The following is a 20,009-nucleotide window of genomic DNA, read 5'->3' on the forward strand; positions in this document are numbered from 1 at the left end:
GAGGCTGTCATGACTGATATTTTTGCTAACTTATTAAATGGCTTTGGCGTTGCGCTACAGCCTTATCACTTACTACTCGTCACCGTTGGCGGGGTTTTGGGTACCATTGTTGGTATGCTTCCGGGTCTTGGCCCTGCAACTGGTGTGGCGGTATTGCTGCCGATGACATTTGCAATGGGACCAACGGCGGCGCTAATTACAATGACCGGCGTATATATTGGAGCCATGTTTGGTGGTTCTCGTAGTTCTATCTTAATCAATACTCCGGGAGATGGTGCGGCTCTGGCGGCGACATTTGACGGCTACCCGATGGCAATGAAAGGACGAGCGGAATCTGCACTCGCGATGTCTGCCATCGCCTCATTGATTGGCGGTACTATTGCCGCCGTACTGATGACGTTACTTGCGGAGCCTGTGGCAAGCTTTGCCTTAAAATTTGGTCCTGCTGAGTATTTCTTGCTTATGGTTGCTGCGCTCTCTATGACGGCGTCTATGTCTAAAGGCAATATGCTCAAAGGCTTTTTGTCTATGGTGGTCGGCTTATCTATTGCAACGATAGGGATCGATGCGCAATCTGGTGTTGAACGCTTTACATTTGGCAATTTAGAGCTTCAGACTGGGGTGGACTTCTTGGTTGTAATTATCGGTATTTATGCGCTTGGTGAAGTATTCAAGAGCTTCCGTTCATTGAGTCAAGGAACCAAAAAAGCACAAACTAAGTTTAAACGCATCTGGATTAGCGACGATGATTGGTCTCGCTCAAAATGGCCAATATTGCGTAGTGCGCCTGTTGGTTTCATCATTGGTTCGTTACCCGGTGCTGGCGGTACGATGGCTTCTCTTATGTGTTACAACAACGAGAAGCAACTGTCGAAAAACAGTGAAGAGTTCGGTAAAGGTGCCATTGAAGGTCTTGCTGCGCCAGAGTCGGCTAATAATGCTGCGTCTATCGGTGCAATGATTCCAATGCTGTCACTTGGTGTTCCGGGTTCTGGTACTACTGCGGTAATGATGGGTGCCTTGTTAATGTTGGGTATTCAGCCGGGTCCGCTATTGTTTACTCAGTATCCGGAAACGGCGTGGGGACTGATTGCAAGTATGTTTGTTGCGAACTTTATTTTGGCTATTGTGAATATTCCGTTAGCGGGTGCATTGGTGAGAGTTCTGGCTATTCCACCAAAAGTACTTTATCCCATTGTTCTTGGTCTAGCGTTTATTGGTTGCTACGCAATCAGTAACTCTGTGGTTGATTTCTACATCCTTGTCATCCTCGGTGTTGCGGGTGTGGTTATGAAGCGTGCCAACATACCTACCGCTCCGATGATTCTGGCGGTGATTGTTGGCGGTACGATGGAGCAGTCATTCCGTCAGGCGTATCGTATTTCGAACCAAGACTTAACCGTGTTTATGAGTTCTAATGTGGCGTTGGCACTTATTGCCGTGACCTTGCTATCTATCGGACTTCCAATGTTAAGTATGATGCGTAAGCGTAACGCGAAAGCACAAGCAGCATAACGTGATAGGTTAAAGCGTTATAGGTTAACTGTCCTTTTTATAAGAGTCAGCCTGATAGGGTTGGCTCTTATGGTTTCTATCGCTATAGGATAAGTTCATAAACGCCATTGAATAAATTGAAACCTTCTAACTATCATGACGCCAGTCATGCTTTTAACTCTTAACATACGGATAATTCGTTTGTTGAACAATAGTGGGAATATCCGGTGTTTGGTACATACAGTTTCGAGAAAGTGATTAACGGCAACAGCAACAAAATGGAGAAGATTACTGCTTTTCTCAGCAGAATGGATCTGGGGGTGGATGTTGATGTCGAATTGTTTGTGGTCGCCTATCAGGGACGTGAGATTGCTGCTTGCGGGGGGCTGGCGGGAAATACCTTAAAATCGATTGCCGTAGACGAGAGTCATCAAGGCCACGGCCTTTCTACCACACTGCTTACCGAACTGGTCACCCATGCGTACGACTTGGGCAGATACAACCTTTTTATTTACACCAAACCTGAGAACTATCAGCTGTTTCATGCGGCTGGTTTTTATCATCTTGCCTCAGTGAAAGGTAGGGTGATTTTGATGGAAAACAGCAAAAACCGGCTGCAAAAGTATTGTGAAACGTTGGCCAAACAGCGGCGAAAAGGCGGGCGAATTGGCAGTATTGTCATGAATGCCAATCCGTTTACTCTCGGGCATCGCTATCTGGTAGAAAAAGCATCCAATGAGTGTGATTGGTTACATCTGTTTGTGGTGAAGGAAGACAGCTCATTTTTTCCTATGCCGACAGGTTAGCGATGATCAAAGCGGGTGTAGAAGAGTTTAGTAATGTCATTGTTCATCCCGGTTCGGATTACATGATCTCTCGAGCGACGTTTCCTAGCTATTTTTTGAAAGACGAAGGGGTGGTTAGCTTTGCTCATACCGCCATTGATATACAGCTGTTCCGCGACTATCTCGCCCCTGCATTGGCGATAACACATCGTTACGTGGGCACAGAGCCTATCTGCAAAGTGACACGGTTTTACAATCAACAGATGCATCAGTGGCTATCGACGTCGACGTTGCAGTCCCCTGCGATCTGTTTAGTTGAGATACCTAGGTGTGAAGAGGGAGAGTTGCCTATCTCTGCTTCTTTGGTTCGTCATTTACTGTTTCAGAACCGCTGGCAAGAGATAGCACAGATAGTGCCAGAGACAACTTACGTTTATTTGAAGAACCTGTTTAGTGAAGACATCTCTCCCTATCAGGAGAAGCGTGCTCATGCAAAAGCCAAACAAGCTTCTTCACTCTCGGTAAATGCCTAGGGTTTGTTGATCTTTCGAGAACAGATTTTGGTCAATCTGAAAGCGGTTAGCATCGAGTTTAGTGATGCAGCTGTAAAGCAGGGAAGTGTTATCAAACTCAACGGTTAAATCGCTTCGCACTGGGTATTAAAATAGTTGCTCAGCATATCGTGCGCTTTTTGATCTCGTTGTGCCTGAGAATGCTTGTTGTAGGTAGCGCAGTATGAGGCGGCTCGGTCACAAATAATGCACTTTCTAGCGGCAAGTTGGCAGGATTTCCTTGAGATAGTCTTACCTTCACCATTCATTACATCAAAGTTAAAAAATGCACCAAGAACATGTTCAGTTTCCAGTTTAATCATGCTTTTTTTAATCTCACTTGCAGAGAGCCCGGCAACGACATATATGGCCTCTGTGGCACATTTTGGTTGAAACACTTTTTCCTTAACGATGGTTCCACCCAGCTTGTTAATTTCAGCAAGAGCCAGCTTCGCGGCTAAAGCGAATATCTGATCACCGGTTGGGTTTTTAAGCATGCCTTGGGGCAAGTAGGTGTTAAGGGTGATTAACGGCAACTGATGCTTAGCAATCCAGCGCTGTTGTAACTCTGCTCTAAGCTGAGCATCTTGGTGTTTGTCGTAGATAGTCATTAACGTTGACATCGTGGTCTCCTTATAACGATAAGAGAAAAATTGTATTGGCAGTGGGCAAATATTAATGAGGAGAGTGGGACATTTTGTTGTGGAGCTTGTGTATTAAATGGCGTTTATGGCGTTAACCCCTTGACGGTAAAGTTTTAAATCATAAACGCCATTTAAGTTGTTTCGCCGTATGTTTTGAATGATGGACTTCACGAAGTGACGCTTCTGCTGTTGGTTATACTCGCCGGACACTAATCACTAGCGAGTTCAAAAATCATGAGTGAAAGTCCGATAATTTTAGAAGGGGTAACTCTAATGCTGCTAGGCATGGGGTTCGTTTTCTTTTTTCTCGTGTTACTAGTCGGTGCAACACGCTTACTTTCTACTGTTGCAAACAAAATTCAGTCCAACATGGATGCCAAAACCACACCATCTAATGTGGTCGAAAACGCATCAGAGGATACGGTTGTCGCCGCGATTTCTGCAGCGCTTCATCACCATAAACAAAAAATCAGTCAACAGGCATAAGATTACAGGGGATTTTAAATGTCCAAATTAGTTAAACCGTTAGGTATCACAGACGTGGTACTTAGGGACGCACACCAGTCACTATTTGCTACACGCATGCGCTTAGATGACATGCTTCCTATCGCGTCTAAACTCGATGAAATCGGTTATTGGTCTCTAGAGTCGTGGGGCGGCGCTACCTTCGATTCCTGCATTCGTTTTATTGGAGAAGATCCTTGGCAACGCCTTCGCGAACTGAAAAAAGCGATGCCAAATACTAAGCAGCAAATGCTGTTCAGAGGGCAAAATATTTTAGGCTATCGCCACTACGCTGACGATGTTGTCGACAAATTTGTAGAGCGTGCAGTGGTCAACGGCATGGACGTTTTCCGTGTGTTTGATGCGCTTAATGATGTACGCAATATGAAGCAAGCCATTCAAGCGGTAAACCGTCAAGGGGCTCATGCACAGGGAACCATTTGTTACACCACTAGCCCAGTGCATACGATGCAATCATGGGTTGATGTGGCTGAACAGTTGGTTGAATGTGGTGTTAATTCAATCGCGTTAAAAGACATGTCTGGCGTGATGTCGCCCTATGAAGCGTATGAACTGGTATCCACCTTAAAGAAACAGTTAGATGTAGAGCTTCATTTACATTGTCACTCTACGGCGGGTATTGCGGATATGACGCTGCTCAAAGCCATTGAAGCAGGGGTTGATCGTGTTGATACAGCGGTTTCCTCCATGAGTGGCACCTACGGCCATCCAGCCACAGAATCCATTGTTGCAGCACTTAAAGGAACGGAGAGAGATACAGGGCTAGATATCGAGAAGATTGAAGCTATTTCGGCGTATTTCCGCGAAGTTCGTAAAAAATATCACGCTTTTGAAGGCCAGCAGAGAGGGTCTGATTCTCGAATCTTGGTGGCACAAGTTCCCGGCGGAATGCTGACCAATATGGAGAGTCAACTGAAGCAGCAAAATGCGTTGCACCGCATTGATGAAGTGCTAGAAGAGATCCCTCGCGTACGAGAAGATCTTGGCTTTATTCCTTTGGTCACACCAACTTCTCAGATAGTAGGCACACAGGCGGTGATTAATATCATGATGGGTGAGCGTTACAAAACCATCACTAAAGAGACGGCGGGTGTGCTTCGTGGAGAGTATGGCCAAACGCCAGCGCCAGTTGAGCGCGAGCTGCAAGAGCGAGTATTAGAGGGCAATCAGCCGATCACTTGCCGCCCTGCGGATCTTATTGAACCTGAAGTGAATTGCTTAATTGAGTCGGTGGAACAGCAGGCGAAAGAGCGTGGAATTACGCTAAGTGAAAACCTCATTGATGATGTTCTTACCGTTGCTCTATTTGATCAAGTTGCTTGGAAGTTCCTTGAAAACAGAAACAACCCTGATGCGTTTGAACCTGTGCCAACCGCAAAAGAGGCGGAGCCTAAAGAAGCGCAATCAAAAGTATCGACTGATCATGCGGTTTATACAGTGAATGTGAACAACAAAGCGTATGTCGTTCAAATCAATGAGGGAGCAGATGCACAAGTACTGGCGGTTGCGGACTCAGCACCGGTGGCTGCACCATCTGCACCATCAGGCAGTGCGGAATCAGTATCGGCTCCTTTAGCTGGAAATATCTGGAAGATACACGCTAAAGCCGGTCAGCAAGTTAAAGAAGGGGACACGTTACTGATTTTAGAAGCGATGAAGATGGAAACCGAAATCAAAGCCGCCCGTGACGGAAAGGTTGAACACTTAGCCGTATCGGAAGGCGATGCTGTGCAAGTGGGCGACGAACTGCTGGCTTTGGTGTAAGGGACGATCATGGAAAGTGCATTAGCTCTTATTAACGACTTTGGTTTCTTACATTTGCAGTGGGGCCAAGCCATCATGATATTGGTGGGAATGGTGCTGCTCTATTTGGCGATAGTCAAACAGTTTGAACCCTTACTGCTGGTTCCCATTGGTTTGGGCGGTATTCTGTCTAACTTGCCCGACGCTAACTTAGCGGTGAACGCTATTGAAGCGGCGATTCTGGCGGGAAAAGCCGATGTAATGCAAGCCTTTGCATCGGTTCTGGAGATTGCGGATACCGCGCCAAAAGCGATTAAACAGGCGGCTGAAATGGCAACCCCTGAGCAGAAGATGACCTTACATCTTCTGGCTGAGCAGTTTAAATACAGTGATGGTATGTTGTATACCTTCTATAGTGTCGCGATTGCATCAGGCGTGGGGCCACTCGTTATCTTTATGGGTGTCGGCGCTATGACGGACTTTGGTCCACTTTTAGCTAACCCTAAAACGTTACTGCTCGGGGCCGCTGCGCAGTTTGGTATCTTCGCAACCGTGTTAGGTGCGTTGGCACTGAGTCAGTTTGGCGTGATGGACTTCAGTGTCGCTCAGGCCGCTGCCATCGGTATTATCGGTGGGGCGGATGGGCCGACTGCAATCTATGTGTCTAGCATGCTGGCACCGGAGTTATTGGGTGCGATTGCTGTCGCGGCATACTCTTATATGGCGTTGGTTCCTATGATCCAGCCGCCGATTATGAGAGCGTTAACTACAGAAGCAGAGCGTAAGATTGAGATGAAACAACTGCGTCAGGTAAGCAAGATCGAGAAGGTCTGCTTTCCATTGATGTTGCTTCTTCTTATTGCGATGCTGTTACCGTCGGCCACACCTCTGTTGGGTATGTTCTGTTTTGGTAACTTGATGCGAGAATGTGGTGTCGTTGAACGTCTATCAGATACTGCTCAGAATGCGTTAATTAACATTGTTACTATATTCCTTGGCTTATCTGTTGGTTCAAAGTTAATGGCTGATAAGTTTCTTCAACCACAAACCTTGGGTATTTTAGCGCTTGGTATCGCCGCCTTCTGTGTTGGTACTGCTGCTGGGTTGTTGATGGCTAAACTAATGAATAAGGTTTTCGAGGATAAGGTGAATCCACTGCTTGGTTCGGCTGGTGTTTCTGCTGTACCAATGGCTGCTCGAGTCTCTAACAAAATTGGTTTGGAAGCGAATCCGCAGAACTTCCTGTTGATGCACGCAATGGGGCCAAATGTGGCAGGCGTTATCGGCTCGGCGGTTGCGGCTGGGGTGATGATTAAGTACGTACTGGGTAGTTAATTGCCATTTCGCTCTATTTTATCGGGAGAACATGTTTCTCCCTTTTGTTGTATTTATGTACCACAGTGATCTCAAAATGTAAGATTCAGAGTGATATCAATGCGTTCTGTTCAAGAAAGATAACTCAAGGAGTGGTATGCTTTGGCAAGGTTATCTGATGCTGAAATGGTGATGTTGATGAGCGGCCAGTAGGCCCGTTTTATGTTTGTTTCCATCTGTTACTGAGAGTTGCCGTAGGTTGGTTATACATTCTTGCTGGGTCAGATACAAAAATAACGAGAAAGGCGTAGGTATGATAGACAGTTCACTTCGATTACTTGAGAAGATTCAGAATAGCGTTTCGTTCAGGAACAAAATATTTATCTTCATTTTGTTCTCTATGGGTCTTCAGTTGATTTTTATTGGGGTAAATTTTCGTAGCGCCGCAGTAGAAACGCTAGAGCATCAGATTGGAATGAGAGCTCTGATTCAAGCGAAAGAGATTGCAAGCGATCCCGCTGTTATAAAACAAGTTAAGGCCAATAACCTCGCTGCGATCGTGCAGTTGATAGAAAGACGCCGACTAACATCGGACGCAAGTTTTATTGTTATCGGGGATAAAGACGGCATCCGTTTATCGCATCCAATTAAAGAAAGAATTGGCTTACCAATGAAAGGGGCGGATAACGAGTCCGCTTTGATAAGGGGCGAGTCTTACATTTCTCATAGCGAAGGTAGCCTTGGTGTTTCAATTCGGGGCAAAGCGGCGCTGAAAGATGTCAATGGAGACGTGATTGGTGTTGTCTCTGTTGGATACCTGCTGGATCAGCTTGATGGTTGGATCATTGATTACGCACAACCGTTGCTATCTGATTTTATTATTATTCTCGTGATTACGCTGGTGGGGGGCTGGTTATTCTCGAACCATATTAAACGTAATATGAATGGCAAAGAGCCCGCTGAAATTGCCTTCGCTTACAATATGCGAAAATCTATCTTGCGATCGGTTTATGAGGGAATTATCGGTTTTGATAAACAAGGAAATATTCTTACTGCTAATATCACCGCTTTAAAAATGCTCGGCACAGAAAAGACGCCGGCGCAGCTAAGAGGTGAGAATGTCACCGACTATATTAATCAAAGTCAGTTTTTGTTCCATACGCCTTATGATGAAAACCTTAAAGATGAGCTTATCAAAGTTAATGATCAGGTATTTATCGCGAATCGAGTGGCCATTTATGATGAAGAAACATTAACAGGCTGGGTGATTAGTTTCCGGAACAAAGAAGACATTAGTCTACTAAATGATGAATTAAGTCAGATCAAACAGTACACAGAGAATCTGCGTGCAACGCGTGATGAGTATGAGAACAAGATCTCAACCATTTCTGGCCTGATTGAAATGGGTGACAGCCAAGCGGCTCTAGAACTTATTTATAACGAAAAGCATCGTAAACAAGAGACCATCGATTTTGTTACTGAACGTATTCACTGTAAACAACTTGCGGGAATCTTGATTGGTAAAGCTGCTCGCGCTCGTGTTCTGGAGCTAGATTTGCAGTTTTCGCCACAATGTAGGTTAGAGAAACTTGGCGAGTCTATCGATGCCAACGAGTTATCTGCGGTCATTGGTAATTTGCTGGATAATGCATTTGAAGCGACCTTAAAGAACCCAGACAGCACAAAAGTCATCACTTTACTGATATCTGACGAAGGGAAAGAGCTGGTGATAGAAGTTCAGGACAACGGTGTTGGAATAAAGCCAGAACTAGCAATGACCATGTTTAGCCGCGGAGTGAGCAATAAAGAAGAGGGTGATGGCAACAAAGGCGTAGGCTTGTACCTTATTAATCGGTATGTCGCGAATGCTGGTGGGGTTATTTTAGTGGATGAAGCGCGACCTCAGGGGACTATCTTTTCTATTTTTATCCCTAAGTAATATGAGTCATCAATGAAAAAGTGCCTGAAGGAAACGTCAGGCACTTTTCATTTCACGTTATAGATATTCGGCTAAGTAATTGAAGCGCGATTACTTCCAACGCCATGTTTGAGTTTTGCCTCCGTGGTAACTCCAAATATGCGCATTTGACCCTTCTATTGACCAGCTACCATTTTTAATGTCAAGCACCCCTTTATCGCCATACAGGCTACGCAAAGTGTTATTTTTGTACTCAGTCCAACGTTGATTAAGTTGGTCGTTACAGTCCCAAATTTTAACCGATGACCCCTTGTTACCTGAACCAGATACCGTTGCACACTTGTTGAAATTGAGTTTGTTACGTAAGTAACCGTCGGGATCTAAATACCAGAGCTGAGAGTCTGCATCGTGGCAGCTCCATTGGTGTAGGTTATTGCCGTTTTCAAGATTGCGATCTTCAATATCTAGACACTTATCTTTGCCATTTTTAAGCCGAGAAAATTTTATATCTGTAGTGAGTGGATAGATCGCACCATAGTTATTTGGAAATAATGTTTTAATGTCGGAATACGAACTATTTTTACGGTACAAATCAATAGCCAAACTGACTTCTGTTACTTTTGATTGACGTTCATAGTAATCAACCATAATGATATTTGGTTCTAAACCCTGATCAATCTCATAGGACATCATCCATTGTGCAAGATAGGGGTTCGATTCATCAGCCAGACTTTTAAGAGTAGTCAGTTTATCGAAAATACCACCAGAACCTAAAACGGTAAGCTGCATCTGACTGACATAAAACTTGTTGGTATTTTGGTGGTTAATGATTTGTGAGTCTTGATGGGCTTTTAAATCGTCAACTGATGCCGCGTTTGCCCATGGAGAGTCAATGCTGCTTTCTCGTGGCCAATAATAATCTGAAGAGGCTAATACCTGGCTTTGATCAGCTAAAGCAATAACATTCCTATTCATATTCCAAGCATCAGAAATTTTGATGTTTGCCGAGTTATAATGAGTACCATTTTTAACTTTGGGGATTAAACGGCTGGAAAATTTATTTAGGAAGTAGTCGTTAAAGCGTTGAACATCTCCGTTATCCGCAAAGTCATTCAACTCTTGGAAGTCTAATATTAGAATTTCTTTGGGGTTATTTTTAGCAAATTCATAGAGAGGGTCTAATACTAACGGCAGATCTTCACCTCGAACAATACCGTGGACAATAATAAACTTATTGGCATCGTCATCATTGGATACTCGTAGGTCGAAGTAACGGATACCGTCTTTAGCTTGCTGACATAAATCTCGGCTTTGTGTTACTGATATTGCTTCCACTGCGGCAATAGATTTGATGGAGAAAGTCCCTGCGTCGTGGCTTCCCGGTATCGCGATGTCACGTAGACGTACATTGCTATCTGCGTTATATATCCGCTCCATCCAGCGGCTATATTCTCCTCCGCCAGTACAAGTTGCAGCCTGAACGGTGGCGCTTAATGTGGATGCCATCAGGGCATAGAGCATTATTCTAATGAGTTTCATAAGATTTCCTTTGTTATTGGTAAATTCTTTATGATCGAATAAAAACTACTAATAAGATGCTCACAATTTTTTGTGAGCATCTTAGATAAATTAAAGTTTATATAAACTCATTTGCATCGATTGTTTTAGCGGCGACACTATCATAGACAAAATCGTAAATAAGAATGCCTACGCCTGAGCTATCTTTAATTTTTTCTATTCTATCTTCTATAATTGGATTAACTAATTCGGCATAAGCAACGGGATTGCCTAAATAACCATTGGTAGCGCTAATATGATTTAATATTAGATCTTTATTATTGTGATTGGATGGAGGTAGTACTTCTTCTATGTCTCTTATTTTATTTTTTAATTTTGGCCCGTCCCAATTATCTTGAAGTATGATGTCATCATTATCATGCCAATTATATGCCCAGCGAACATTGTTAATTGTAGAAATATTGAGTGAGGGGTCACTGCTATCAATAACAATGATTTTACCTCTAGCTTCGCCTACGCTTGGCCAATCATATGTGTTTCTTTCATTTGGTTTTGGTGTGAATATTGAATCGAGATAGTTGGCAATAAACTCTTGAATAATTACCTTGTACTGGTCAAAGTCGTCTTTGTTTTCATTAGCATTTTGAAGACGAATGATAATAAATTCAGAAGGGTTTTTATCTAAAAACGTCACTAGCTCGTCAAACATAGAAGTAGCAGTGATATCACTAATCCATTCACGATGCGCTGCGACTAAATTTCTAGTTATCCTAAAATCAAAAAAGCGAAGCCCGATATTTAGCTGTTCGCTTAGAGATAGACTTTGTGTTTTATAGTATACATCTTCACACATTGAGGTCATGGTATCGTGGCTACCGGGAATGCATAGTTCAGTGATGTATTTGTCATCGCGAATATTTTTTAACCAGTTAGGTATTGTATTGTTCATATTGAATTTGCTCTAAATATAACTGTATATACGTTACTACGAGAGAATAGTAGGCTACTAAGTTGCGGGTAGCCTACTATTTGGGGGTATTATGCTTCTTCAGCTAATACTGGAGTTTCTTCTTCCTCTGCTGCTTCTTTTTTCTTGTTTTGAGAAACCAAGTACCAAGAAAGCATAGAAGAAATTGCGGTAAGTATGGATAGACCGATAAACACCTGACCAATCACATTCGTTGGTGTTAGTATTTCACGAATAACTTCACCTTGAGCATTTACTTCAGGACTAAGAATAATGCTACCTAGGATGAGTGGAGCTAGCAAAGCTGGTAGGTAACCAATCGTGATAGCTAATGACATTGCAGCACTTCTGTTTTTCTTCTTGATACCAGATTCACCGATTGGCGCGTAGTAAACACCACGAATCATGAAGCAGCACGCTGAAGCACATAGCATTAGAACCATAATCGCGTTTTGTGCGAATGGCGCTACAATGTCTTCTGGCACATTGCCTGGAACAAATTCAGTAATAGATGCTGGGTTTGAATAAAATATGAATGCGATGGCCAGTAGAATCATTGATAAAACAAATGACATGAATCGCATGAAGTGAGAAGTAGACTTAAAGACCAGTGTCACTAATACACCTGATAGCAAAGGTAGCATACGCAATGCAATAACAAGTGATGCGAATATAGCCGCAACAGATGCAGACGTTCCGTAACTAGCTTGTAGGAATCTAGCGAAGTACGTACCTGCAGCGATAAAGGTGCCATAGATACAGAATACATTTAAACCCGTGATCCAAACAACAGGGAACTTCGCTACTTTCGCTATACCAGCAAAGGCTTCTTTAGCTGTGCTAGCTGTGTCGTCGTCGTCTTTTACTGTGTCAGTTTTGGAAACGGCAAAGAAAATTAGAATTACTGTACTAAAAATGATAGCTGATGATACATACATCATATTCTGGCTGCTTACTTCGTAGTGAACTAATGCTGCCCAAACTAAGCTCAAAAGAAATGCTAGTACACCACGACCAAACTCAAACATACCGAATGCAACACCTTGGTGCTCTTCTGATGTAGAGATACTTACCGCTTTAAAGTTTGCTGGTTTAAACAGTACTTCACTTAATAACAACATAAAGAAGAAGCAAGCCAATAAAACAGGCATACTTAAACCTGGCGAGTTCATCGCAATAAACAAAGAGATACAGCCAACGCCCGTTGTAGTAAGTAGCATAATGTTACGTACTTTGAAACGATCACCAATCCAACCTAATCCGACGGTACCTAGCAAGATAACTAACCCTTGCATTGAGTATAATTGACCCGCTTCTGCATCGGTAATACCCATTGATACTGGGAAACCTAATGGTAATGAGTTTCGAAGGTCCCAAAACGCATATAATAACTGAGCATTTATGGTAACAAACAGTAATGGAATAAAAGTATGGAGTGAGAATCCAAACTTATTCAGTAATTTAGTCATAGTATATCCTTTAACTATAAAATTAATAATAAAGCAATGTGTAATATTATTTGCTAAATTGAAAAATAAATTATCATGGTGTTTATTAAATGATTAGATGTGACTATTTAAATAAATAAAAACCATGACAAAGAGATATTAGTAAGTGTTACTTAACTTATCATAAATGCCTGGACTGGATGCGAGTACATAATTTCCTTTCGTCATCCAATTAGGATTTGATTTATAATCGTTAGTTACTCCTCCTGCTTCTTTAATAAGCAATAAGCCAGATAGGCAGTCCCATGAATTTAGATGAGGTTCGTAATAACCAATGAGTTTTCCTGCCGCTACATGGGCAAGCATGAGCGCCGCAGAACCATTCCGATAAAACATTCCTCCCATTCGTAGTAGATTGTCTAGAAATGGAATAATTTTTTCTGATGGTATTCTAGTTGAAACGCCTACACCAAACAGTCCTTCATTAAGAGACTCCACCTCATTTACGGTAATTCTTGTTTCGTTCAAATAGGCTCCACAACCTGACATCGAGTGAAATAACTCATCATGTACAGGATCGTAAACTAAGCCAATTTGAGTAATCTTTTGTTCATCAAGAAGTGCAATAGACACGCACCATGAAGGCAAGCCGAATAGAAATGCGCTAGTGCCATCAATTGGGTCTACAACCCAGGTATAGCTAGAGTTGTCTCCAGATAATCCTGACTCTTCACCAAAAATACTGTCTTGAGGATAATGGGTATTGATTTGATTTCGGATGAAGTCCTCTGTAGTTCGATCTGCGACAGTGACCAGATCTTGTCCATCATCATTTTTTCTTTCAATCTTGAGTTGTTCTCTATTCTGAAAGTAATCAAATGCAAGTTTACCTGCTTGCTTTGCCACCTCTTTGATGAAAACGTATCTATTCGTTAAGCTGTCCATTTTTATTCCTGCGGTAAAATCTATGTTTCATAAGATACAGATTTAAGAATAAACATTCTGTGATCGATTTCAAAAACATACGTATATGCAATGAAAGTTCGCCAAAATAGCCCGAATAGGAGGAGAACTTTTAATATTTTACGAAATAAATGAACTAAAATTGCTTTTAACTTGAAATTTACAGACTAATAACTACACTAATACCGTCTAAAAAATACGTGATTGCTCATTAAAGGTTATTAAATAAGAGGACTATATGTTGGTTGCAACTAATTTAATTGAATTGCAAGATCAAATTCGCTCTAGGTATGACGAGTTAAGTAAAAGATTACAAGAAGTGGCGGGTTACATTATAGAGAACCCAAACAGTGTTGCATTTGATACTGTTGCGATTATTGCAGAAAAAGCCGATGTTCCTCCATCTACTTTGATACGTTTTGCTAATGCTTTCGGCTTCACTGGCTTTAATGATATGAAGCAGATTTTCCGAAAAAACATGGTAGAAGAAACAACGAATTACTCGGATAGGGTTCGTCTGTTCGAAGAGCTGGAAGGAGAAGCTCCGTCATTAGAACGACCAGCCGATATCCTTCAAGAATTTGCTCATGCAAATACCAAAGCATTAGCCTGCCTGGCTGCCCAAACGTCAACGGAAGAGCTTGAGAAAGCCGTTAATTTATTAAGTGATGCGGAAAACATATACATAATTGGTATGCAGAAATCTTTTAGCGCCGCTTCATACTTAAATTACGCGTTATTGCATCTAAATAGACGAGCTTCATTAATTGATGGGTTGGGGGGGATGCACCGAGAACAAATGAATGTTGTTGGCCCCAAAGATGTGGTACTTACTATTAGCTTTTCGCCGTACTCAAAAGATACCATTATGCTGAGTGAGTTAGTGGCAAAAGCTGGCGCGAATCATATTGTTATTACAGATAGCCAAATCAGCCCATTAGCAAAATTCAATGATACATTGTTTGTGGTAAAAGAGGCCGAGTTGGCTGGGTTCCGTTCACAGGCTGCATTGCATTGTTTATTGCAAACTCTGGTTGTTTCTCTTGCGTTCAAACAAAAATAGTTAATTTTATTGACGATTAAAAGCATAAAAATCCAATTGAATAATCAGATTTTTATGCTTTTAACTTATTTAGTCGCTATACATTAATGACTACTTATCTAACCAAACTTTTTTATAGAGTTTAATCATTTCATCAACACTTGGTACGCGTGGATTATTGCTAGGAGAGCCGGAAGCAAGTGCTTGTTCTGCCATTATTGGTAACAAGTCGTGAAATCTGTCTGAGTCAATGCCATATTTCTCCATGCTCGGAACCTCTAAATCCTTATTTAAGGATCTCAGTTCTGTAACTAGTTTATTACAAGCAACGCTATTACTATCTTGGATATTGGATACACCCATCGCTCTTGCACAGTCCGCATAGCGAGCTTGCGCATTTTCGATAGAAAACTCAGTAATTACCGGTAAAAGCATGGCATTGGATAAACCATGTGGAACATGAAAAAACGCACCAATTGGACGGCTCATTCCATGGATTAATGCCACTGATGCATTTGAAAATGCAATCCCAGCCAATGTGGATCCCAGCATCAAAGCTTCTCGGCCATCTTCATCTTTAGGGTTTCTGTACACATTTCGTAAGTTTGGTGCGATCAATCTTATTGCGGCTAATGCTTGATGATCGCTAAAGGGGTTGGCTTTTTTACTTACGTAGGATTCGATAGCATGAGTAAGTGCATCCAAACCGCAATCGGCAGTTGTTCTTGTTGGCAAAGATAGTGTTAGGTTGTAATCAATGATTGCCGTATGAGGCATAAAACCATCGCCGGACAATAGCATTTTTTCATCACTTGCATCATCAGTAATAATAGTAAAGCGAGTGGCTTCAGAACCTGTTCCGGCGGTTGTTGGAATGGCAATAATTGGCAAACCCTGCTCTGTCACATCGCGTGGGAACTTATAGTCGCGAGCTTTACCGCCAAATTTTCCAACAATACCGATAGCTTTAGCACTATCAATTGGACTACCGCCACCAACGGCGATAATACAGTCGAAATCCCCTTCCTGAACAATGGTAACGCCAGCCGTAATTGAACTTGCTGTCGGTTCTGGAACGGTGTCTGAAAAAACAGCAGCGTGATAATTGTTCTTTGACAGAATCGCGTCAATTTTATCGATATACCCCAAACTAACCATTATTTTGTCAGTAATAATTAATGGTTTAGAAGCGTTAAGCGCTTTCATTGCTTCGGCAACTTTCTCAATGGAATCTTTGCCGACATGCATGGTTCTAGGCAACACTACTTTAGTGCTCATTACTGTACTCCTGATGATGTTTTACGTTCAAACTAATGAAATGAATATTTCGACATATTACAATGTTGTCGTTATAAATCCAACTCTAAATCGGATTTTTCACCTTGCCGTTAAATTTTACGACAGTTATTCGAGTGTATTTCACTTGTTAATGGTTTATAAGTGATTGCTAATCAGTGTTTTAGATCTTACGTTTATTCATTTGTCTGTTTTCTATACAACTTTTCTGTGTTCAAAAAAAATAGAAATTTTCTTCCAATTTGATGAAACAAATGTTTCAATGCGTGCAGGGTGTTGAATGGAAGCTTATTGGTTAAGGCTAGCATTCTTAAAATTTAAACATTTTAAAATTTGGAGTTAGTTGTGTATTTAGGAATTTTTGGAATATTGCTGTCATTAGTAATGTTGATGTATTTGGCATATAAAGGCATGTCAGTCATTTGGCTTGCGCCCATATTGGCGTTAGTGGCGGCAATGTTCTCAGTTGGCACGCCTTTAATGGCAAGCTTTACAGAAGTATTTATGTCGAGCGCGGCAAATTATGTAAAGTTATATTTTCCGGCGTTCTTGCTTGGTGCAATTTTTGGCAAAGTCATGGATGCTTCAGGCGCTGCAAAAAGTATTGCTGAAGTGATAACGAAAAAGATTGGTGCCACTAACTCTATATTAGCGGTTGTACTCGCAGTGTCAGTATTGACCTATGGTGGCGTATCCATGTTTGTCGTTGTGTTCGCTGTATATCCTATTGCTGCAGACATTTTCCGACGAAACGATGTGCCAAAAAGATTAATACCGGGATCCATTGCACTAGGTTCGTTTACTTACACAATGACCGCGTTACCTGGCTCTCCTCAAATTCAAAATACAATCGCAATGCCCTTTTTCGGTACAACAGCTTACGCCGCTCCCATGCTGGGGATTATCGCATCTGTAGTGATGTTTGGTTTAGGGATGTTGTGGTTGAAACGTCGCGAATCAATAGCAAAAGAAAACGGTGAAGGGTATGGGGTTCATATAGAAAAAAGAAATGAGGCAGATGGCGCAGATCTTCCTTCTGCAACATTAGCCTTTATACCTATTGTAATAGTATTAGCTCTAAATTTTATAATCGTAACATTTTACTACCCCAATATTGATACAAGCTACCTTTCTGATTACGGAGTTACGTTATCTAAAGTAAACGGCATGTGGAGTCTCATCATTGCGCTAACCACAGCGATAGTGGTCGCGATTGCACTATTTCACAAATATATGCCTAACGTAAAACAGATTATCAATGAGGGGAGCCTTGATTCGGTCATGCCAATTATGAATACAGCTGCGGCTGTTGGGTTCGGTAATGTTATTAAGTCATTGGCTGCGTTTGTGGTTATAAAGCAATTGATCTTGGCTATTCCAGGTACACCACTCTTATCATTTGCACTATCAACAAGTTTACTCGCTGGGATCACTGGCTCCGCATCTGGAGGTTTGAGTATTGCGCTTGATGCCTTGGGGCAAACTTATATTCAACAAGCATCTGAGTTAGGTATTAGCTTAGAAGTATTGCACCGTATCGCATCCATAGCATGTGGAGGCTTAGATTCTTTACCGCACAATGGAGCGGTTATTACTTTACTCGCTATTTGTGGAATGACTCATAGAGAATCGTACAAGGATATTTTTGTCTGTACGTTATTTATCCCAATTATAGCCACCGGAGTGACCTTAGTTTTCGCTGTAATGGGGGTCGTTTAACTAGAATGAATCAATTTCAAACAGGGTTAAATTGAAGGTAAAGACGCTCATCAAATAAAAGTTCCAACTTGATCACGATTTGGAATAAATATACTTAATTGCATTGAAATAAAATAAACGTTTCGTATAATGTTTGTTATGAAATAAATAATTGTAAGAGGTTTTAAAGTGGACAGTAAAAAATCTTTAGATTTAATCTGCATGGGCCGCATTGCTGTTGATCTCTATGGTCAACAAATTGGTTCGCGTCTTGAGGATATGGGATCTTTTAGTAAGTATCTTGGAGGCTCCTCAGGTAACGTCGCGTATGGCACAGCAGTTCAAGGACTAAAGTCATCTATGCTAGCGCGCATAGGCGACGAGCATATGGGACGCTTTCTAAAGGAAGAACTCGAAAGTGTTGGCTGTGATACAAGTAATCTAATTAAGGACAGTGAGCGTCTTACTGCTTTAGTTATTCTCGGCATTAAAGACGAAGATACATTCCCATTGATTTTCTATCGCGATAATTGTGCTGATATGGCGATTACAAAAGACGATTTTACAGAAGAATATATTGCGTCTGCTCGTTGTTTAGCTATCACTGGTAGCCACCTCTCTAATCCAAAAACGCGAGAAGCAGTGTTAACGGCGTTGAAATACGCACGTAGAAACGGTGTAAAAACCGCGCTAGATATTGATTACCGTCCTGTTCTTTGGGGATTAACTTCCTTGGGAGATGGTGAAACACGTTTTGTAGAGTCAAGCAAGGTAACAGAAGAGCTCCAAGAAGTTCTTGGCTTGTTTGATGTTATTGTTGGAACAGAAGAAGAGTTCCATATTTCTGGTGGTTCAACCGATACAATTGAAGCACTAAAGAACGTAAGAAAAATCTCAGACGCTGAGTTTGTCTGTAAGCGTGGACCACTAGGTTGTTCCGTGTTTACAGGAGATATCCCAGAAGATTTAGATGATGGGATCACGGTAACAGGTGTTCGAGTAGAAGTGCTTAACGTATTGGGTGCTGGTGATGCGTTTATGTCTGGGCTATTGCGTGGTTACTTGAATGGTGAAAGTTGGCAGAAATCTTGTGCCTATGCTAACGCTTGTGGCGCGTTAGTGGTTTCCCGTCATGGTTGTGCTCCGGCTATGCCAACCAAGGAAGAGCTAGACAATTATTTGACTCGTGCTGAAGATGTGCCACGCCCTGATCTCGATGAAGAATTAAATCATTTACACCGTGTAACAACTCGAAAAACTGAGTGGCAAGAGTTATGCGTTATGGCATTTGACCATAGAATTCAGTTTGTAGAAATGGCGCGTGAAGCTGGTGCGGACTTGAGTCGAATTAAGCCGCTCAAGAAACTGATACTGCAAGCAAGCCGTGAAGTAGAACAAGAAGCAGGAATTCAAGGTAAATCAGGACTTCTTTGTGATAGTACATATGGTCAAGATGTATTGAACGAGGTTACTGGGAGTGGGTGGTGGATTGGCCGTCCTATTGAGCTTCCTGGCTCTAATCCATTAGAACTAGAACATGGCAATATCGGTTCACAGCTTATCGATTGGCCTCTAGAGCATATCGTTAAATGTCTTGTGTTCTTTAATCCTGAAAGTGACTGCCAAGTTCGCCTAGAACAAGAGCGTCAAATTAAAGAAGTGTATCAAGCATGCTGCAAGTCAGGTCATGAGTTGTTGTTGGAAATCATTTTACCCGCTGGTGTTGAAAAAGAAGATGATCTCTATATTCGTGCAATGAAGCGTTTTTATAACCTAGGTGTGAAACCGGATTGGTGGAAATTACCTCCTCTAGCCAGTGAGTCGTGGAGTCAGGTATCTGATCTAATCCAAGAGCGTGATTGCTACTGTCGCGGTGTTGTTATTCTAGGTTTAGACGCCTCTCAAGCAGAGTTAAAATCCGGATTTTCTGCCACAGCAGGACACGATGTTGTTAAAGGCTTTGCTGTAGGAAGAACACTATTTGGTGAGCCTTCTCGTCATTGGTTAGCTAACAAAACAGACGATAAAACATTAATCGAAGATATTAAATCTAACTATCACAATCTCATCACTCTATGGCGCAACCGCGCACTATAGTGAATA

14 protein-coding genes and 1 pseudogene are annotated in these 20,009 nt (G+C 42.0%); 9 read left to right on the top strand and 6 right to left on the bottom strand.

Annotation, left to right across the window (positions count from 1 at the left end; translation table 11 throughout):
• Nucleotides 1-9: 9 nt before the first annotated feature.
• Nucleotides 10-1,515: a tripartite tricarboxylate transporter permease gene (locus tag CHJ_RS20410; protein ID WP_171753686.1), complete on the top strand. Its 1,506-nt coding sequence runs from the start codon at nt 10-12 to the stop codon at nt 1,513-1,515.
• A 206-nt stretch (nt 1,516-1,721) separates the two neighbouring features.
• Nucleotides 1,722-2,812, top strand: a pseudogene (citC, locus tag CHJ_RS20415) ([citrate (pro-3S)-lyase] ligase).
• Nucleotides 2,813-2,916: 104 nt separating this feature from the next.
• On the opposite strand, the gene CHJ_RS20420 reads toward citC, so the two are convergent.
• Nucleotides 2,917-3,453 carry a citrate lyase holo-[acyl-carrier protein] synthase gene (locus CHJ_RS20420; protein ID WP_317918834.1) on the bottom strand — a complete coding sequence of 179 codons (537 nt, stop codon included), beginning with the start codon at nt 3,451-3,453 and terminating at the stop codon, nt 2,917-2,919.
• A gap of 255 nt (nt 3,454-3,708) precedes the next feature.
• Here CHJ_RS20420 and CHJ_RS20425 point away from each other — a divergent pair, with 255 nt between their 5' ends.
• From CHJ_RS20425 to CHJ_RS20440, 4 genes are all read left to right on the top strand, one after another.
• Nucleotides 3,709-3,960 (top strand): OadG family protein, encoded by a 252-nt coding sequence (locus CHJ_RS20425; protein WP_171753683.1) that lies wholly within the window; start codon nt 3,709-3,711, stop codon nt 3,958-3,960.
• An 18-nt stretch (nt 3,961-3,978) separates the two neighbouring features.
• Entirely contained in the window at nt 3,979-5,763 is a 1,785-nt protein-coding gene (oadA, locus tag CHJ_RS20430) for a sodium-extruding oxaloacetate decarboxylase subunit alpha (RefSeq protein WP_317918835.1), read from the top strand.
• A 9-nt stretch (nt 5,764-5,772) separates the two neighbouring features.
• Nucleotides 5,773-7,077, top strand: a complete 1,305-nt coding sequence (locus CHJ_RS20435) for a sodium ion-translocating decarboxylase subunit beta (RefSeq protein ID WP_317918836.1) — start codon at nt 5,773-5,775, stop codon at nt 7,075-7,077.
• A gap of 292 nt (nt 7,078-7,369) precedes the next feature.
• Nucleotides 7,370-8,995: a sensor histidine kinase gene (locus CHJ_RS20440; RefSeq protein WP_317918837.1), complete on the top strand. Its 1,626-nt coding sequence runs from the start codon at nt 7,370-7,372 to the stop codon at nt 8,993-8,995.
• 90 nt (nt 8,996-9,085) lie between these two features.
• Here the strand turns inward: CHJ_RS20440 and CHJ_RS20445 are convergent, their stop codons facing one another.
• The 4 genes from CHJ_RS20445 to CHJ_RS20460 form a co-directional block, all read right to left on the bottom strand.
• On the bottom strand, nt 9,086-10,513 hold the full coding sequence (locus CHJ_RS20445) for a ricin-type beta-trefoil lectin domain protein (protein WP_171753679.1): 1,428 nt from the start codon (nt 10,511-10,513) through the stop codon (nt 9,086-9,088).
• Between the two features lie 97 nt (nt 10,514-10,610).
• Nucleotides 10,611-11,441: a phosphatidylinositol-specific phospholipase C domain-containing protein gene (locus tag CHJ_RS20450; RefSeq protein ID WP_317918838.1), complete on the bottom strand. Its 831-nt coding sequence runs from the start codon at nt 11,439-11,441 to the stop codon at nt 10,611-10,613.
• 89 nt (nt 11,442-11,530) lie between these two features.
• A complete protein-coding gene (locus CHJ_RS20455) occupies nt 11,531-12,928 on the bottom strand; it encodes an MFS transporter (protein WP_171753677.1) in 1,398 nt (465 codons plus the stop codon).
• A gap of 138 nt (nt 12,929-13,066) precedes the next feature.
• The gene (locus tag CHJ_RS20460) at nt 13,067-13,852 is read right to left on the bottom strand and encodes an inositol monophosphatase family protein (RefSeq protein WP_317918839.1); all 786 of its coding nucleotides are present in this window, start codon (nt 13,850-13,852) and stop codon (nt 13,067-13,069) included.
• Between the two features lie 256 nt (nt 13,853-14,108).
• On the opposite strand from CHJ_RS20460, the gene CHJ_RS20465 reads away from it, so the two are divergent.
• Nucleotides 14,109-14,933: a MurR/RpiR family transcriptional regulator gene (locus CHJ_RS20465; protein WP_171753675.1), complete on the top strand. Its 825-nt coding sequence runs from the start codon at nt 14,109-14,111 to the stop codon at nt 14,931-14,933.
• A 90-nt stretch (nt 14,934-15,023) separates the two neighbouring features.
• Here CHJ_RS20465 and CHJ_RS20470 read toward each other — a convergent pair whose 3' ends face one another.
• On the bottom strand, nt 15,024-16,190 hold the full coding sequence (locus CHJ_RS20470) for an iron-containing alcohol dehydrogenase (RefSeq protein WP_171753674.1): 1,167 nt from the start codon (nt 16,188-16,190) through the stop codon (nt 15,024-15,026).
• 363 nt (nt 16,191-16,553) lie between these two features.
• Between CHJ_RS20470 and CHJ_RS20475 the strand changes: the two genes are divergently transcribed.
• Both CHJ_RS20475 and CHJ_RS20480 read left to right on the top strand, forming a co-directional pair.
• The gene (locus CHJ_RS20475) at nt 16,554-17,927 is read left to right on the top strand and encodes a GntP family permease (protein ID WP_171753673.1); all 1,374 of its coding nucleotides are present in this window, start codon (nt 16,554-16,556) and stop codon (nt 17,925-17,927) included.
• A gap of 168 nt (nt 17,928-18,095) precedes the next feature.
• Nucleotides 18,096-20,003, top strand: coding sequence for a bifunctional 5-dehydro-2-deoxygluconokinase/5-dehydro-2-deoxyphosphogluconate aldolase (locus CHJ_RS20480; RefSeq protein ID WP_317918840.1), 1,908 nt, complete (start codon nt 18,096-18,098; stop codon nt 20,001-20,003).
• The last annotated feature ends 6 nt before the right edge of the window (nt 20,004-20,009 follow it).

The sequence above is a fragment of the Vibrio sp. MACH09 genome, from assembly GCF_033238805.1.
Taxonomy (GTDB): domain Bacteria; phylum Pseudomonadota; class Gammaproteobacteria; order Enterobacterales; family Vibrionaceae; genus Vibrio.

Excerpts from the sequence above, each read along its gene's own strand:
- CHJ_RS20410 (WP_171753686.1), top strand. The coding sequence starts at position 10 with ATGACTGATATTTTTGCTAACTTATTAAATGGCTTTGGCGTTGCGCTA.
- CHJ_RS20420 (WP_317918834.1), bottom strand. The coding sequence starts at position 3,453 with ATGTCAACGTTAATGACTATCTACGACAAACACCAAGATGCTCAGCTT.
- CHJ_RS20425 (WP_171753683.1), top strand. The coding sequence starts at position 3,709 with ATGAGTGAAAGTCCGATAATTTTAGAAGGGGTAACTCTAATGCTGCTA.
- oadA (WP_317918835.1), top strand. The coding sequence starts at position 3,979 with ATGTCCAAATTAGTTAAACCGTTAGGTATCACAGACGTGGTACTTAGG.
- CHJ_RS20435 (WP_317918836.1), top strand. The coding sequence starts at position 5,773 with ATGGAAAGTGCATTAGCTCTTATTAACGACTTTGGTTTCTTACATTTG.
- CHJ_RS20440 (WP_317918837.1), top strand. The coding sequence starts at position 7,370 with ATGATAGACAGTTCACTTCGATTACTTGAGAAGATTCAGAATAGCGTT.
- CHJ_RS20445 (WP_171753679.1), bottom strand. The coding sequence starts at position 10,513 with ATGAAACTCATTAGAATAATGCTCTATGCCCTGATGGCATCCACATTA.
- CHJ_RS20450 (WP_317918838.1), bottom strand. The coding sequence starts at position 11,441 with ATGAACAATACAATACCTAACTGGTTAAAAAATATTCGCGATGACAAA.
- CHJ_RS20455 (WP_171753677.1), bottom strand. The coding sequence starts at position 12,928 with ATGACTAAATTACTGAATAAGTTTGGATTCTCACTCCATACTTTTATT.
- CHJ_RS20460 (WP_317918839.1), bottom strand. The coding sequence starts at position 13,852 with ATGGACAGCTTAACGAATAGATACGTTTTCATCAAAGAGGTGGCAAAG.
- CHJ_RS20465 (WP_171753675.1), top strand. The coding sequence starts at position 14,109 with ATGTTGGTTGCAACTAATTTAATTGAATTGCAAGATCAAATTCGCTCT.
- CHJ_RS20470 (WP_171753674.1), bottom strand. The coding sequence starts at position 16,190 with ATGAGCACTAAAGTAGTGTTGCCTAGAACCATGCATGTCGGCAAAGAT.